Source organism: Bradyrhizobium sp. CCBAU 11434 (genome assembly GCF_028128895.1).
Classification (GTDB): Bacteria; Pseudomonadota; Alphaproteobacteria; order Rhizobiales; family Xanthobacteraceae; genus Bradyrhizobium; species Bradyrhizobium zhengyangense.
In genome coordinates, this window is record NZ_LBJX01000102.1 from 197,112 (window position 1) to 212,750 (window position 15,639).

The 15,639-nt window shown below is 65.1% G+C and carries 14 protein-coding genes; 10 read left to right on the forward strand and 4 right to left on the reverse strand.

The window, feature by feature from the left end; all coding sequences use genetic code 11:
- The first annotated feature begins 93 nt into the window (after positions 1 to 93).
- The 7 genes from XI06_RS38215 (at position 94) to ptsN (ending at position 6,649) form a co-directional block, all read left to right on the forward strand.
- On the forward strand, positions 94 to 708 hold the full coding sequence (locus XI06_RS38215) for a ribonuclease D (protein WP_237860766.1): 615 nt from the start codon (positions 94 to 96) through the stop codon (positions 706 to 708).
- Positions 709 to 861: 153 nt separating this feature from the next.
- Positions 862 to 1,587 carry an LPS export ABC transporter periplasmic protein LptC gene (gene lptC, locus XI06_RS38220; protein WP_237860765.1) on the forward strand — a complete coding sequence of 242 codons (726 nt, stop codon included), beginning with the start codon at positions 862 to 864 and terminating at the stop codon, positions 1,585 to 1,587.
- A 5-nt stretch (positions 1,588 to 1,592) separates the two neighbouring features.
- Complete coding sequence (locus tag XI06_RS38225; protein WP_237860763.1) at positions 1,593 to 2,312, forward strand: LptA/OstA family protein; 720 nt, start codon at positions 1,593 to 1,595, stop codon at positions 2,310 to 2,312.
- A gap of 237 nt (positions 2,313 to 2,549) precedes the next feature.
- Positions 2,550 to 3,563: an LPS export ABC transporter ATP-binding protein gene (gene lptB / locus XI06_RS38230; protein WP_237860761.1), complete on the forward strand. Its 1,014-nt coding sequence runs from the start codon at positions 2,550 to 2,552 to the stop codon at positions 3,561 to 3,563.
- Between the two features lie 90 nt (positions 3,564 to 3,653).
- On the forward strand, positions 3,654 to 5,279 hold the full coding sequence (gene rpoN / locus XI06_RS38235; protein WP_271607693.1) for an RNA polymerase factor sigma-54: 1,626 nt from the start codon (positions 3,654 to 3,656) through the stop codon (positions 5,277 to 5,279).
- A gap of 84 nt (positions 5,280 to 5,363) precedes the next feature.
- Positions 5,364 to 5,963 (forward strand): ribosome hibernation-promoting factor, HPF/YfiA family, encoded by a 600-nt coding sequence (gene hpf / locus XI06_RS38240; RefSeq protein ID WP_237860755.1) that lies wholly within the window; start codon positions 5,364 to 5,366, stop codon positions 5,961 to 5,963.
- A gap of 224 nt (positions 5,964 to 6,187) precedes the next feature.
- A complete protein-coding gene (gene ptsN, locus XI06_RS38245; RefSeq protein ID WP_008141251.1) occupies positions 6,188 to 6,649 on the forward strand; it encodes a PTS IIA-like nitrogen regulatory protein PtsN in 462 nt (153 codons plus the stop codon).
- A gap of 15 nt (positions 6,650 to 6,664) precedes the next feature.
- Here ptsN and XI06_RS38250 read toward each other — a convergent pair whose 3' ends face one another.
- Positions 6,665 to 7,303, reverse strand: coding sequence for a TetR/AcrR family transcriptional regulator (locus XI06_RS38250; RefSeq protein ID WP_271607694.1), 639 nt, complete (start codon positions 7,301 to 7,303; stop codon positions 6,665 to 6,667).
- Between the two features lie 278 nt (positions 7,304 to 7,581).
- On the opposite strand from XI06_RS38250, the gene XI06_RS38255 reads away from it, so the two are divergent.
- The 3 genes from XI06_RS38255 to XI06_RS38265 all read left to right on the forward strand — a co-directional run bounded on the left by XI06_RS38255 (position 7,582) and on the right by XI06_RS38265 (position 11,296).
- Positions 7,582 to 8,385 carry an SDR family NAD(P)-dependent oxidoreductase gene (locus XI06_RS38255; protein ID WP_237860751.1) on the forward strand — a complete coding sequence of 268 codons (804 nt, stop codon included), beginning with the start codon at positions 7,582 to 7,584 and terminating at the stop codon, positions 8,383 to 8,385.
- 38 nt (positions 8,386 to 8,423) lie between these two features.
- Positions 8,424 to 9,554: a DUF5938 domain-containing protein gene (locus XI06_RS38260; protein WP_237860750.1), complete on the forward strand. Its 1,131-nt coding sequence runs from the start codon at positions 8,424 to 8,426 to the stop codon at positions 9,552 to 9,554.
- 203 nt (positions 9,555 to 9,757) lie between these two features.
- Positions 9,758 to 11,296: an AMP-binding protein gene (locus tag XI06_RS38265; RefSeq protein ID WP_271607695.1), complete on the forward strand. Its 1,539-nt coding sequence runs from the start codon at positions 9,758 to 9,760 to the stop codon at positions 11,294 to 11,296.
- Between the two features lie 30 nt (positions 11,297 to 11,326).
- Here the strand turns inward: XI06_RS38265 and XI06_RS38270 are convergent, their stop codons facing one another.
- The 3 genes from XI06_RS38270 to XI06_RS38280 are packed head-to-tail and all read right to left on the reverse strand — an operon-like array spanning position 11,327 to position 15,602.
- Complete coding sequence (locus tag XI06_RS38270; protein WP_271607696.1) at positions 11,327 to 12,259, reverse strand: FAD binding domain-containing protein; 933 nt, start codon at positions 12,257 to 12,259, stop codon at positions 11,327 to 11,329.
- On the reverse strand, positions 12,256 to 14,943 hold the full coding sequence (locus XI06_RS38275) for a molybdopterin-dependent oxidoreductase (RefSeq protein WP_271607697.1): 2,688 nt from the start codon (positions 14,941 to 14,943) through the stop codon (positions 12,256 to 12,258). The genes XI06_RS38270 and XI06_RS38275 overlap by 4 nt, the downstream gene beginning before the upstream one ends.
- Positions 14,940 to 15,602, reverse strand: a complete 663-nt coding sequence (locus XI06_RS38280; RefSeq protein WP_271607698.1) for a TetR/AcrR family transcriptional regulator — start codon at positions 15,600 to 15,602, stop codon at positions 14,940 to 14,942. The genes XI06_RS38275 and XI06_RS38280 overlap by 4 nt, the downstream gene beginning before the upstream one ends.
- Positions 15,603 to 15,639 lie beyond the last annotated feature (37 nt).

Below are 15,639 nucleotides of genomic sequence, written 5' to 3' on the forward strand. Positions count from 1 at the left end.
CTGCTTGCGCGGCCTGTCCCTAATGGCTAAATCGCGGACCATCCGATTAGCCTATGCTGCCGACCGACGATTCGATTGAGGGTTTGAAACGCCATGACCGTACGCCTGCATCGCGGTGACCTGCCGGACCTCTCCCGCTACACCTCGGCGGTGGCGATCGACACCGAGACCATGGGCCTCAACCCGCATCGCGACCGGCTCTGCGTGGTTCAGCTCTCGCCGGGCGACGGCAGCGCCGACGTGGTGCAAATACCCAAGGGGCACACCGACGCGCCGAATTTGAAGGCCCTGCTGGCCAATCCCGCGATCACGAAGATCTTCCATTTCGCCCGGTTCGACGTCGCGGTGCTGTACCAGACCTTCGGCGTGATGACCGGGCCGATCTACTGCACCAAGATCGCCTCCCGCCTGACCCGCACCTATACCGACCGCCATGGCCTCAAGGACCTCGTCCGCGAGGTGCTCAATGTCGATCTCTCCAAGCAGCAGCAATCCAGCGACTGGGGTTCCGACAGCCTGACCGAGCCGCAGCTGGCTTACGCTGCCTCCGACGTGCTGCACCTGCACGCCCTGCGCGAGCGGCTGGATGCCATGCTGGTCCGGGAGGGCCGCACTGCACTGGCAAAAGCCTGTTTCGACTTCCTGCCGACCCGGGCCCTGCTCGACCTCCAGGGCTGGGAGGAAGAGGACATTTTCGCCCATTCCTGAACATCTTAGCGGCCGCTAGGTTACGGTTGCCGCCCCGTTTCGGACACTTTCGTACCGGTTTGTCGCGGGCTGCATATTCCAGCGGTCGCGGGTACAATGGGGCGCCCTCGATTGGAGCCTTCTGACCAGGCAAGCGATGCCTCCGGAGCAGCGGTGAATTCGGCCCAGTTTCCCACCTACGACGCCGCGCTTGCGGCGAAGTTTGCCAGCGCGGCGCGCCACAGTCGCCTCGTGCGGATTCTGCGCATCGCCGTGCCGGTGACGGTGGTTCTGGCCATGGCCTCGATCGTCGCGGTCTCGACCTTCCTCAACCCCTTCAGCATGATCCCCATCAAGGTCGATTCCGGAAACCTCGTGGTGACAGGCACCAAGATCACGATGGAGTCGCCGCACATGTCCGGCTTCACGACGGACCAGCGGCCGTATGAGCTCTGGGCCAAGACGGCGACGCAGGACATCACCGATCCAGACCATGTCGATCTCGCCGATCTGCGCTCGAAGGTGCTGATGGAAGACCAGTCGACCGTGTTCCTGGATGCCCGCACCGGCCGCTTCGACAACAAGCAGCAGCAGCTCGATTTGCACAAGGATGTCTTCGTGCGCACCTCGACCGGCTACGAGGCGCGGCTGAACTCGGCCTTCGTCGACATGAACAAGGGCACGGTCTCCTCGGACGAGCATGTCGACGTCAAATTGACCAATGGCACGCTGACCGCCGACAAGCTGCGCATCACGGAAGGCGGCGATGTCATCCGCTTCGAAGGCAATGTGGTGATGCATCTGGACAAGATCAGCACGGGCGATGCGCCCGTCGAGCAGCCGGCGCCGCCACCACCACCGCCGACGAAGTCGAAGAACAAATCTGCGAACTCAAAGTGATTTTCATGATTGATGTTTTCCCGCGCAACGACATCAAGCGTCGCGCCATCATTGCAGCTTCTGCGCTGATCATCGCGACAGGCGCAGCCGTTGCGCAGAGCACGATGCAAGGTGTGCCCAACGCGATGCAGGGCTTTTCGCAGAATCGCGATCAGCCGATCCAGATCGAGGCCGCCGCGCTCGAAATGCGCGACAAAAAGAAGGAAGCAACCTTCTCCGGCAATGTGAAGGTCGTGCAGGGCGACACCACCATGACCTCGAAGACGCTGGTGGTGTTCTACGAATCCAGCAGCGACAAGCAGCCAGCGCCGCAGGCCGCGCCCGTCAAGGGCGCGAAGGCGGCGCCGCCGATACAGTCGGCGACGCCGGGGCCCGGCGGCGCCTCCTCGATCAAGCGGCTGGAAGCGCGTGGCAATGTCGTCGTCACCCAGAAGGACCAGGTGGTGACAGGCGAGACCGCCGTGTTCGACACCAAGACCAACCTGATCACCATGCTGGGTGGGTCTGGGGGCCAGGTGGTGCTGACCCAGTGCCAGAATGTGCTGCGCGGCGACCGCCTCAAGGTCGACATGACCACCGGCGTCTCCCGGGTGGAATCCGACAGCGGCAAGGTGCAGGGTCTGTTCATCCAGTCCCAGGGCGGCTCGGACGGGAAATGCGGGACGCCCGCAACGCCTGGCTCGGGCCCGGCGATGCCGTCGCTGATCCCCGGTAAACCAAAGTAAATCAATAGCTTATATAATAATTTGCGGCCGCCAGGTTGAAGCCGGCCCGACAAGATTGTATCTACCCCACGGGCTTTCGAAGCGGGGTTCGCCGCTTTTCGGGCGTGTTTCACTGGGCATGAGACATCCCTTCACTCATGCTGTGCTGTGCCGGCGAATCGCTGGGGCCGGTGCAGCAGATCGCGAGATCACGCACGATCGTCGTGCAAGATTGTCGTGAAAGGCTAGAAGGCGGGGATGGTCGATCTTTTCAGCATGTTCCGACGGCGCCCCGCCAAGCGCGGCCGGCCAGGATTTGCCCGTCAGGACATCACCGCGCTCGGCGACAGCGTCGGCGGGCTCATGCCGAGCCCTGTCAGGGATGCGCCGCCGATCGCGCGTGAGCAGCCCATGCACGCCTCGGATCCCTATGGCGTCGAGGCCCCGCCGCGGCCAAGGCCGGCGGCGGCCCCGCCTCCCCAGGCCAGATCCAGTGCGAAGTCCAATGCCAGGACCAACGGCACGGGCGGGCCGCAACTGTTGCGGCGACCCGGCTTCCTGGCTGTGCATAGCGTGGAAAAGAGTTTTGGCAGCCGCCAGGTCGTGCGCGGCGTCAGCATCTATGTGCGCCGCGGCGAAGCCGTCGGGCTGCTCGGTCCGAACGGCGCCGGCAAGACCACCGTGTTCTACATGATCACCGGCCTGATCAAGGCCGATCGCGGCGCGATCGAGCTCGACGGCCACGATGTCACGAAGCTGCCGATGTATCAGCGCGCGCGGCTCGGCATCGGCTATCTGCCGCAGGAAGCCTCGATCTTCCGCGGCCTCACCGTCGAGCAGAACATCCGCGCCGTGCTCGAGGTCGTCGAGCCTTCGCGCAAGAAGCGCGAGCAGCAGCTCGACTCGCTGCTCGACGAATTCAACATCACGCGCCTGCGAAAATCACCGTCGATCGCGCTGTCGGGCGGTGAGCGCCGCCGCGTCGAGATCGCGCGCGCGCTCGCAACGCGTCCGAACTACATGCTGCTCGACGAGCCCTTCGCGGGCATCGATCCGATTGCGGTGGGCGACATTCAGGACCTCGTCCGCCACCTCACCAATCGCGGCATCGGCGTCCTGATCACCGACCACAATGTCCGCGAGACGCTCGGCCTCACCGATCGCGCCTATATCGTCTATGCCGGTGAAATCCTGACGGAGGGAAGCCCGGACGAGATCGTCGCGGATCCGGATGTCCGTCGCCTTTACCTTGGCGAGGAATTCCGCCTGTAGCCCTTTTTTCCGTCTAGTCAAGCCGTGTACATCGGGTCGGGACTAAGATAAGCAAGAATCGGACCAATTTTCGGGAACGGTTCTTGTTAGATGGCGCTTTCGCAGAGATTAGAGTTCCGGCAATCGCAGTCGCTGGTCATGACGCCGCAGCTGATGCAGGCGATCAAGCTGCTGCAACTGTCGAATCTCGATCTCACCACCTTCGTGGAGGAGGAACTCGAGCGTAACCCTCTGCTGGAGCGGGCCAACGACGAGGGCGGCGGCGAAGCTCCGACTGAATCCGGCCAGTTCAGAGACCATGATGGCGACGATTCAGGCAATCAGGGCGCCGACGACGGCTTTGGCGGCAGTGGCGAGGCCTTCGAGCCGGGCCAGGAAGAATGGATGAGCAAGGATCTCGGCTCCCGCGCCGAGATTGAGCAGACCCTGGATACGGGCCTGGACAACGTCTTCTCCGAGGAGCCCGCCGAGGCCGCCGCACGCAACGCCCAGGACGCCGCGCCGACCACCTATACCGAATGGGGCGGCGGCGCCTCGGGCGACGAGGACTACAATCTCGAGGCCTTCGTCGCGGCAGAGATGACGCTGTCCGACCATCTCGCCGAGCAGCTGTCGGTGGCCTTCACCGGCGCGGCGCAGCGCATGATCGGGCAGTATTTGATCGACCTCGTCGACGAAGCCGGCTATCTGCCGCCCGATCTTGGCGGCGCGGCCGAGCGGCTTGGCGCAACGCAAGAAGACGTCGAGGGCGTTCTTGCCGTGCTGCAAAAATTCGATCCGCCCGGCGTCTGTGCGCGATCCCTAAGCGAGTGCCTTGCGATCCAGCTCCGCGAGCTCGACCGCTACGATCCGGCGATGCAGGCGCTCGTCGAGCATCTCGATCTCCTCGCAAAGCGCGACATCGTGTCCTTGCGCAAGCTTTGCGGCGTCGACGACGAGGACATCGCCGACATGATCGGCGAGATCAGGCGGCTCAATCCCAAGCCCGGCATGAAGTTCGGCTCGGCGCGGCTTCAGGCCATGGTGCCTGATGTCTATGTCCGCCCGGGTCCTGACGGCGGCTGGCATGTCGAGCTCAACAGCGACACCCTGCCGCGCGTGCTGGTCAACCAGACCTATTATTCCGAGCTGTCGAAGAAGATCGGCAAGGATGGCGACAAGTCGTATTTCACGGATGCACTGCAGAACGCGACGTGGCTGGTGCGCGCTCTCGACCAGCGCGCCCGCACCATCCTGAAAGTCGCCACCGAGATCGTGCGCCAGCAGGACGGCTTCTTCACCCATGGCGTCGCGCATCTGCGGCCGCTGAATCTGAAGGCGGTGGCCGACGCCATCCAGATGCATGAATCCACGGTGTCGCGCGTCACCGCCAACAAATACATGGCGACAAATCGCGGCACATTCGAATTGAAATATTTCTTCACGGCCTCGATCGCCTCGGCTGACGGCGGTGAGGCGCATTCGGCCGAAGCCGTGCGTCACCACATCAAGCAGCTGATTGATTCGGAAGTGCCGGCCGCGATCCTGTCGGATGATACCATCGTGGAACGCTTGCGCGCCTCGGGCATTGATATTGCCCGCCGCACGGTCGCGAAGTACCGCGAAGCCATGCGCATTCCGTCCTCGGTGCAACGCCGTCGCGACAAGCAGAGCGCTCTTGGTAACGTCCTTTCCACCGCAATGTCCGATCGTTCCCGCAACACCGAACCGGCCTGATTGCGCTGGCGCGAAATCGCGCTACTCTCTTCCCCCCATCGCGACCGATCCAAGCTAGGCCAATTGAACCAAGCGAGGCATCACATGACTCTTCGGATCTCGGGCAAGAGCGTTAGCGTCGGTGAGGCCCTTCGCGGCCGCGTCACCGACCGGACCGAAGAGGTCCTGCGTAAATATTTCGACGGCAATTATTCCGGCCACATCACGCTCAGCAAGGACGGCCTCGGCTTCCGCACCGACTGTGCGCTGCATCTCGATTCCGGGATTACGCTGGAAGCCGATTCGAACGCGCAGGATGCCTATGCCAGCGCCGACCAGGCGCTGATCATGATCGAGAAGCGCCTCAAGCGTTACAAGAGCCGGCTCAAGGACCGTTCGGCCCGCAAGGCCCATGTCGCCTCCGCGGCGCTGGCCGCGATGGACGCCACCGCCTACGTGCTCGAGGCCCCCGGCGAGGGCGACGACGAGGACGAGGTCACCGGCTATAGCCCCGTGATCATCGCCGAGGCCACGACGTCGCTGAAGCAGATGTCGGTCAGCGAAGCTGTCATGGAACTCGACCTCAGCGGGGCACCCTGCCTGGTATTTCAGCATGGGTCCTCCGGCCGGGTGAACATCATCTACCGCCGGGCCGACGGCAATGTCGGCTGGATCGACCCGCCAGGCACCAAATCGGGGGGGTAGACCGGTGTCCGGGGCAACCCCGTATCAACCACAGGTCTTAACAATGACCGTTGCAAAGCCGCACGCGGGAGTTGGCACCGGGATTGCGTTGGAGTAGAAGCGCCCCACATCAGGACCGGGGCTAAGTCCTCCTCCTGCTTGACCTTCTTGACGCCGGTCGGGCTCGATCTGATCGAGACGGCCAATTCGGAACCTGACGGTTTAATTCACTCCGGAACACTTCCATGCCGATTACCGATCTGGTCGCTCCCGAGGCGATTCTCCCGGCATTGAAGGTCAACAGCAAGAAGCAGGCGCTCCAGGAGCTCGCGGCCAAGGCTGCGGAACTGACCGGACAAAACGAACGCTCCGTGTTCGAGGTGCTGCTCCAGCGCGAGAAGCTCGGCACCACCGCGGTCGGCTACGGCGTCGCCATTCCTCACGGCAAGCTGCCCAAGCTCGAGAAGATCTTTGGCCTGTTCGCCAGGCTCGATCGTCCGATCGATTTCGAGGCAATGGACGGCCAGCCGGTCGATCTCGTGTTCCTGCTGCTCGCACCCGAAGGCGCCGGCGCCGATCATCTGAAGGCGCTCGCCCGCATCGCCCGCCTGCTGCGTGATCAGGACATCGCCAAGAAGCTGCGCGCCTCGCGCGACGCCCAGGCGATCTATTCGGTGCTGGCCCTGCCGCCGGCGACCGCGGCGTAACGCCTCGCATTCGCCTCAGCACACCGTCGGCAGCAGGCGCCGGACTTCGTCGAGCAGTTCGGGGATAGCCGCCTTGTCACCCGCGAGGTGCTTGAGCAGCGCACTCTGAAACAGACCGTCGAACAGCGCATAGAGCGCGGCTGGCGACGACGCCGGCCGCTTGCGGCCGAATTCGGCGTAGCGCGAGGCGATGCGCCAGATCATCGCTTCCAGGCTCTTGTCGATCTCGAGCACGTCCTTGCGGAACGCCGCCTCGAACATCGCCTGCGAGCGCAAATCGTACCAGAGCCGGTGCATGCGGGCTTCGTTTTGCAGCGTGGCTGCGAGCTTGGCGAGAAAACCTTCCGTCAATTCGTCACGGCTCGTTGCCGTCGCGACGACCTCGTCATACCGCGTCACGCACTTCGCCTTGTAGTGGCGCACGCAGCAGCAGATCAGGTCGAGCTTGTCGCTGAAATAATAGTGGAACACGCCGTGCGTGAAGGCCGAGTTCTGCGCGATCTTGCGCAGGCTGGTGCGCGCGAAGCCGAGCTCTCCGAGCGTTTCAAGCGCGGCCTCGGCAAGCTCGATGCGCCGCGCGTTGAACTTCTCGTCGCGCAGCACCTCGGCCGCATCGGCCACACGCCGGGCCGCTCCCGTCACCTGCCGCGCCATCGCGTCCCTTCCTCAGACCCCGTTCTTTCAACGACTTATACCGCGTTGTCAGCGGAATCGCTCCATCCCCCTCACAACCACTTCCCTTGACAACTGTCAAATTGGTTCTTGACAAGTGTCAAGATTCTGGCGGAGGTTCGCACCAAGAATTTGGACAGTCGTCAAGACGTCCGACCATGGAGGAACGCTTCGCTGGGCGCGGCCAAATGGCCAGCGCCCAACGACCTGGTGCGCGCATAGCGCCCCACGATCAATCACCAGCAACGGAGGAGTGCGTCATGAATGGGAAGAGCCTTGCGGGCAGGAAAGCCCTGGTCACCGGCGGTGCGAGGGGAATCGGCGCGGCGATCGCGCAGGCACTGGCCCAAGCCGGCGCCTCGATCATGATCGCAGACATTCTGGAGGAGGCCGGCCGCGCCAGCGCAGCCGCAATCGCCAAGGAAGATGTCGCGACGGGCTTCGTCCAGCTCGACGTCACCGATGACGCGCAATGGGAGCGGGCGGTGGCCAAGACTGTCGCCACTCTCGGCGGCTACGACATCCTCATCAACAACGCCGGCATCGAGATCACGTCGCTGATCTCGGAGGTCAGAGCCGAGGACGCGCGGCGGATGTGCGACGTCAACATCGTCGGCACCGTGCTCGGCATGAAGCACGCCTTCCGCGCGATGCGGCCTGGCGGGCCGGCCGGCAAGGGTGGCGCTGTCGTCAACATCGCCTCCGTCGCGGCGACGATCGCCTTCCCGAGCATCGCCGTCTACTCCGGCACGAAGTCCGCGGTCGACCGCATGACGCGGGTCGGCGCGATGGAAGCCGGCAAGCTCGGCTTCGGCGTGCGCGTCAACTGCATCTATCCCGGCCTGATTCCGACCGACATGGGCATGCAGCTCGCCAACGACATCGTCAAGATCGGACTCGCGCCCGACGTCAACGCCGCGGTCGGCTCGGTGGTGGAGCAGACGCCACTCGGCAAGCTCGCGGAGGTCGGCGACATCGCCAATGCCGCGGTGTTCCTGTGCTCGAACGAGGCGCGCTTCATCACCGGCATCGGACTGCCGGTCGATGGCGGCATGGGCATGTGAACTGCAAAACCTGACAACAAACATTTCGGAGGAAAGCTATGAGTGCGAAGAAGCCCGTCATCGTCTATGGCGCGTCCGGCTACACCGGCCGGTTGGTCTGCGAATATTTGCGCGAATACAACATCCCCTTCGTTGCGGCCGGTCGCAGCGCCGAGAAGCTCAACGCCGCGATGAAGGCGAACGTGGCCGGCATCGAGACCGCCGACTACGAGGTGGTGGAAGTGCCGCACACCGTGAGCGCGCTGACGGAATTGTTCAACGGCGCCTCGGTTGTGCTCAACACCGTGGGTCCGTTCGCCAAGTTCGGCGGCGAGGTGGTGCAGGCCTGTTGGGCGTCCCGATGCCACTACACCGACACGACAGGCGAGCAGGACTGGCTGATCACGCTCGAGCAGGAATGGGGCACCAAGTTCGCCAATGCCGGGCTGCTGCTCGCGCCGGGCATCGCGCAGATGTACACCACCGGTGAGATCGCAGCCCAACTGTGCCTGGAGACGCCTGGCCTCGACACGCTTGATATCGCCGTGTTCTGGGGCGGCAGCCCGACCATCGCCTCGACCCAGACCATTCTGGTCAACGCCGCGATGGCCAAGGCCTACTATCTGGAGCAGAACAAATATGTCGAGCATCAACCCGATGCCGGCCTCTACAACCTCGCCATCCCCGGCCAGCACGAGCTGGCGCTGGCGTTGCCCTGGGGCGGCACCTCGCATCCCGTCTGGTTCAAGCGCGATCCGCGCGTGGCCAATGTGAAGGTGCTCGGCGGCGTGTTCAATCGTGGACTGATGCTGGGCGTGCCGCAGATCGTCGCCGCCGCGCTGGACGCGACCAAGGACATGAACCCCGACGACCGCTACGCCGCGCTGGCGCAGACCGCCGCCGGCGTGATGAACACCATGCCGCCGCGCGAGAACCCGCGCGTCAACAAGTCGCTGGATTCGGTGCATGCCTCTGGGCCGCTGGGGCGCGCGCACTGCGTCATCAACGGCAACAGCAACTACAAGCAGACTGGAATGCTGCAGGCCTATGCCGCCGCGCACCTGCTGCAGCAGCCGCCCAAGCGCGTCGGCTTCGCCTCCGGCTGCCAGGCCTTCGGCCATCACGAGCTGCTCGGGCAATTGCGCAGTTTCGGTCTGGTCAGCAAGCCTGTTCTGACCGTGCACGATTAGGGGACATGGCGGCGACGGCGATCCTTCTTACCTCTCCCCATCGGGGAGAGGTCGATTTGCGCAGCAAATCGGGTGAGGGGCCGCGGCTCAACGCGAGACCGTAACCTCTCACCCGGCGCTGCGCGCCGACCTCTCCCAAGGGAGAGGTGGATCTACGACGCGGCGCGACTCTAACCTGACCTCTACATGCTTCGGGGGCGACCATGCGCTTCATCGACTATCTCGACAAGGGCGCCTCGCTCGGCGCCGATGCGCCGTGCCTGACCATGGACGGGCGCGACCTCAGCTATCGCGAGGTGCAGCAGCTGAGCTATCGCGTCGCGCGCGGGCTCGATCGATCGGGCATCGCGCCCGGCGAGAAGGTCGCGATCCTCTCTGGCAACGATCCGGTCGCGTTTGCGTGCGTGTTCGGGATTTCCCGCGCCGGCGCGGTCTGGTGCCCGATCAATCCCCGCAACGAGGCGGCCGAAAACCGCATCATCCTCGATCAGTTCGACTGCAGCCTGCTGCTGTTTCATTCGAGCTTCACGCCGATGGTTGAGGCGATGCGAGCAGCGCTGCCGAAGCTGCGCGTCCTCGTCTGCCTCGATGCCGAGCTGCCCTTCGCGCCCTCATTCGCGAGCTGGCTCGCCGGCCTCACGGAGGATCCCTATCAACGCGAGACCGTCGACGATCTCGCGATGATTCCCGGCACCGGCGGCACCACAGGCAAGCCGAAGGGGGTCATGTTGTCGGGCCGCAACATCGAGACCATGACGGCGCTGACGCTGATGGGCTATCCCTTCAGGGGACGTCCGGTCTATCTCGCGCTGGCGCCGCTGACCCACGCGGCCGGCGTGCTGTGTTTCCCGATCATGGCGCTCGGCGGCCGCATCGTGATCATGCATCACCCCGATATCGCCGAATTCCTCGATCTGATCGCGCGCTACTGTGTCACGCACACCTTCCTGCCGCCGACCGTGATCTATATGCTGCTCGATCATCCCAAGCTCGACTCCGCCAACCTCGAATCGCTGCAATGCTTCTGGTACGGCGCGGCGCCGATCTCGGCCGCCCGGCTCGCGGAAGCGCTCCAGCGCATCGGGCCGATGGCGCAACTGTTCGGCCAGACCGAAGCGCCGATGATGATCTCGATGATGGCGCCCGCTGAGCATTACAACGCCGACGGCACCATCGCGATGCAGCGTCTCGCTTCGGCCGGGCGGATCAGCCCGCTGGTGCAGGCCGGGATCATGGATGGCGACGGCAATCTGCTGCCATCAGGCGCGCGCGGCGAGATCGTCGTCCGCGGCTCGCTGGTGATGGAGGGTTACTACAAGAATCCAGAGGCCACGGCGGAGGCCTCCGCGCATGGCTGGCACCACACCGGCGACATCGGCTACATCGACGACGACGGCTACCTCTATATCGTCGATCGCGCCAAGGACATGATCATATCAGGCGGGTTCAACGTCTACTCGATCGAGGTCGAGAACACGCTGCGGGCGCATGAGGCCGTGCAGGATTGTGCCGTGATCGGCCTTCCGGACGAGAAATGGGGCGAGCGGATCGTCGCCGTGGTGCAGCCTCGCGCCGGCCAGAGCGTCGATGCGACGGCGCTGGCGGCCTTCGTCAAGCAGCAGATCGGCAGCGTCAAGACACCGAAGCAGATCGAAGTCTGGGACGATCTGCCGCGCTCCAAGGTCGGCAAGGTGCTGAAGCCTGACATCCGCGCGCGGCTTGCGGGTCGCTCAGGCGGCTAGAGCGTGATGGGGTGCCGCCTGCGCGACCAGCTAATCCAAAAGCCGCTCCAGCACATCGCGCATCAGCCCTTGCAGAAGATCGAGCTTGTAGGCCGTCATCGGCAATGGTTTGGCGCCCGAGGTCGCCGCTTTCGCTGCATCTGCGATCGATGCCGCATTGGCAATCTTGCCATGAAGCGCGACTTCCGCGGCGGCGAGGCGAAGCGGCACGGGCGCGACGCCGCCGGCAGCGAGACGCACGAGCTGGAACTTGCCGTCGGCGATCACGACGCGGGCGCAGAGTTCCACCAGGGGCCATTCCGCATAGGTCCGGCTGATCGCGCGCTTGTAGGAAGCGCGCTCGCCCTCGAGCGGAGCAGGAAGCGCAATGCTCTTGATCATCTCGCCTGCTGCGAGTGTATGATCGGCGTGCGCGACCGAGCCGTCGCCGAGCAGGCCGGCAATCGTCAATCCGCTGCGCCGGTCCGTGGTGATGGTCGCATCATGGGCGAGCAGAGCCGCCGCCATGGTTGAGGGATGCGGCACGACGCAAGGCCCGAGATCGAAGGCAACGCCATAGAGATGATTGCCAGACCGGGCAGGGCAGGTACTGCCGCCTTTCTTCAGGCAATCGATGTCGGCCCGGCGGAAATACCAGCAGCGCGAACGCTGCGCGAGATTGCCGCCGAGCGTTGCAACCTGGCGCACCTGTGGCGTGGCGAGGCCTTGCGCGCTCGCCGCAATACCGGGATAGGCAGCGGCGATGCGTGCGTCCGTCGCGATCGTGGCGATGGTGGTCAACGCACCGATCTGGGCTGCTCCGTCGGCGTCCCAGGTGATCGCCTTGTCGCCGGTGGCCGAGATATCGATCGGCATTCCCTGCGACACGCCGCTGCGGCGGCGTTCGCTGAAGTCGGTGCCTCCGGCGCGGAATTCGGGCGTGGGCTTGGCAGTCGGCTCGGCAGTCATGACGGCGACGCTCATGCTGCATCCCTCCCTTTCAGCGCGGCCACCAGGCGATCCGGCCGGAACGGAATTTCGGTCAGTCTCACGCCGATCGCATCGCGGATGGCGTTGGCGATCGCGGGCGAGGTCGGCACGGTGGCGACTTCGCCGATGCCGACGCTGCCGCCCGGCACATGCTCGAAACCGGCCTCGTCGAAATGCACGTCCAGTTTCGGCATGTCGGCAATCCCCGGAATGCGGTAATCCTCCATGCTGCCGCTCAGGATGTGGCCGCTCGAAGGATCGGTCTCCCGCGTCTCATAGAGTGCGTAGCCGATGCCCTGGATCACCGCGCCTGCGGCCTGGCTTCGCGCCAGCGTCGGCGCGGCGAGCTTGCCGATCGCGAGGCCCGTATAGGCGTTGAGGACGCGCACATGGCCGAGCCAGGTATCGACCTCGACTTCCATCACCTGCACCGAGCTCGGCACGCCGGCGCCGACCACCATGTGGTTCATCAGGCGCAGCACCCAACCGAACACCCGGCCCATGAGGCCGGCCTCGTGCAGCGCGGGCCTCACGCCGGGCGGCGGCTTGCCGTCCTCCTGGCGTTTCGCCGACACGGCGATGTCGGGAGAAGCCGCGATCATCTCGCGCCACGGCGCGTTCGAGCCTGGAGCCGGTGTGCGAGACGCGGTGCGCTTGATTTCCGCTTTCAGCTTGTCGATGGCGAGCAACGTCGGCGGCACCACCGAGGCGGTGACGCGGCTGCCGCCGGACCCCGGTCCGGGCGGCAGGTTGGAGCGGCCGATGCGAACTTCGACATCCTGCGGCTCGAGATCGAACGCTTTCGCGACGGTGTTCGCGATCACGCTGCGCGTGCCTGTGCCGATATCCTGTACCGCGCAGCTTGCGACGAGGCGGCCGCCCTTGACCGCGAGCTCGACCGAGGAGCCGGTCTGCCAGAGATAGAGCCAGTAGCCGGTTGCGACGCCGACGCCGCGCCGGTAGCGGCCGGACTGCGAGGCGGCCGGCTTGCGGCTCTTCCAGACGTCGAGGCCGGCGGCCCAGTCGTACAATCGCTGGCGGTTGGGATCGGGGTCCCAGAGCTTGCGCAGCTGAATCGGATCGACCTTCATGCGCAGCGCCGCCTCGTCGACCGCCTGCTCCAGCGCAAACGACATCGGCGGACCGCCGGGGCCGCGGAACGGCGCGCCGGGCGGCAAATTGCTGAGCACGTCGAAGTCGACGAGCTCTTTTGCTTCGGCCGGATAGATCAGCCGCGCCAGGCCGGCGATCAGCGAGTTCACGGCGGCGCCGGTGTCGGCATGCGCGGTGAGCGACAGCGCCTTGAGGCGGCCTTCCGTCGAAGGCAGCAAGGACAGCTTCATCTCGGCGGCCGGACGATAGCCGGCGACGGAAAGCTCCTCTTCGCGATCGAAGGCGACTCGCACCGGCGCCTTCGCGGCACGCGCAAGCTCGATCGCGGCGATGGTCTCCAGCCCAACGCTGCCCTTGGAGCCGAACCCGCCGCCGACATGATCGGCGATCACACGCACCTTGTCGTGCGGAAGGCCGTAGCGCTTGGCGATCTTCTCCATGCTCTCGTGAATGGCCTGGGTCGAGATGTGCACGGTGAGCTGATCGCCATCGAACCTGGCCACGGCGGCATGTGGTTCGAGGCTTGCGTGCTGTTGCGTCGAGACGCGGAAGGTTTCCTCGACCAGCAGCGGATTGCGTTGCGCCCGCGCCTCGTCAAGCCAGCTCCTGGCCTGCTTGGCTTTCTGCGAGAACGGCGCCGAAGGCCCGCGCACATTGCCCTTCCACGACACCGGAGCGCCGCCGGCGCCCTCGGACACGTTGCCGGCACGCTTGCGGTCCTTCTTTTCGAACACGACGGGCGCATCGTCGCGTCGCGCTGCATCGAGCCCGATCACCGCGGGTAAAGGCTCGGGCTTGAAGGTGATCGCGGCGATAGCTTTCAGTGCGGTGCGGCGATCCTTGGCCGCGACGGCTGCAATCGGCGCGCCGACGAAGCGGACCATGTTGTCATCGTCGAGCAGCGGAACGACCGCGGCAACACCGGCAATGGCGCGCGCCGGCGCCAGATCCAGCCCGGTGATCCTCGCATGCGCGACGTGCGCGCGCAGGATGACGCCTTCGAGCTGGCCGTCATGGTGGATGTCGACGGTGTAGCGCGCCAGTCCCGTCACCTTGTCGCGGGCTTCCAGCCGCGGCGCGATGGGATCGTTGCCGTCGAAGCGGCCCGAGCATGCTTCGGCGACGGCGCGATAGATGCCTTCATAGGCGCCGCAGCGGCAGAGATGTCCCGAGAGCGCGGCGGCGATCTCCTCGCGCGAGGGTGTCGTCGCGCCCCTGGTCGCGCGCCAGCTGTCATGGAAGGCGGCGGCTTCGACGACAAAGCCGGGCGTGCAGAACCCGCATTGCAGGGCGTCATGCACCATGAACGCCTTCTGCACCGGATGCAATCCGGTGCTACCTATGCCCTCGATGGTCGTCAGCGATTTGTCGGCGGCCGCCTGCGCCGGCAACAGGCAGCTCACGACGGGCGTGCCGTCGAGCAGCACGGTGCAGGCGCCGCAGACGCCGGAGCCGCAGACGAGTTTGGTGCCGGTGAGGCCGCCATCGCGGATCACGTCGACCAGGAGCGCGTCCGGATCGTCGGGTAACGCCAGAGGCCTTCCATTGATGATCGTGGTGGTCATTTTCGAACTCCCGTTTTGCGTGGGGACTTCTTCGCGGACGGCGCCATCGCGCCGGCGATCAGCATGCGCAGCATGGTCTCGAGCTGTTTCAGGAACGCCTCGAGCGGCTGCATGGACGGGAAAGCGGATTTGGTGCCGTGGACCGCCATCTCGACGCAGCGCGCGAGCTCGCGCACGTTGACGCCGCTTGCGAGCGTGAGCTTTCGCTTGCGGCACACCCGCGCGATCGTGGTGGCGATCTCGTCGGCGAACCGGGTGGCATAGCTCTGGTAGAGGTCGCGCGCCTGCGCGAGGTGCTCGGAAAACAGCTCCTCGGTATGGGGCGAGTCCTTGAGCGAAGCGAGCAGCGACTGCATCCGCGCGCCGATCTCGGCGACCAGGATGTCGGCAAGCGCGAGGCCGGCTTCTTCCGCCGCCTTCGCTGCCGCGATTTCGGCCGCGAGCCCCTGCTCGTAGAGCCGCTCGAGCACGGCGCGAAACAGCGCCTCCTTGGAGGCGAAGTGATGATAGAGCGCCTGCCGCGTCAGTCCGGCTTCCTCCGCCGCCTGTTCGATCGAGGAGCGGCGGAAGCCGTGGCGCCGGAACACGCGCATGGCGGCGTCGAGGATACGGTCCTGGGGAGGGGCTTTGGCCTGCATTTTGTCAGATTTGACAAACATGAATGAAATGTCAAATCACGGATTGATGACGGTCACG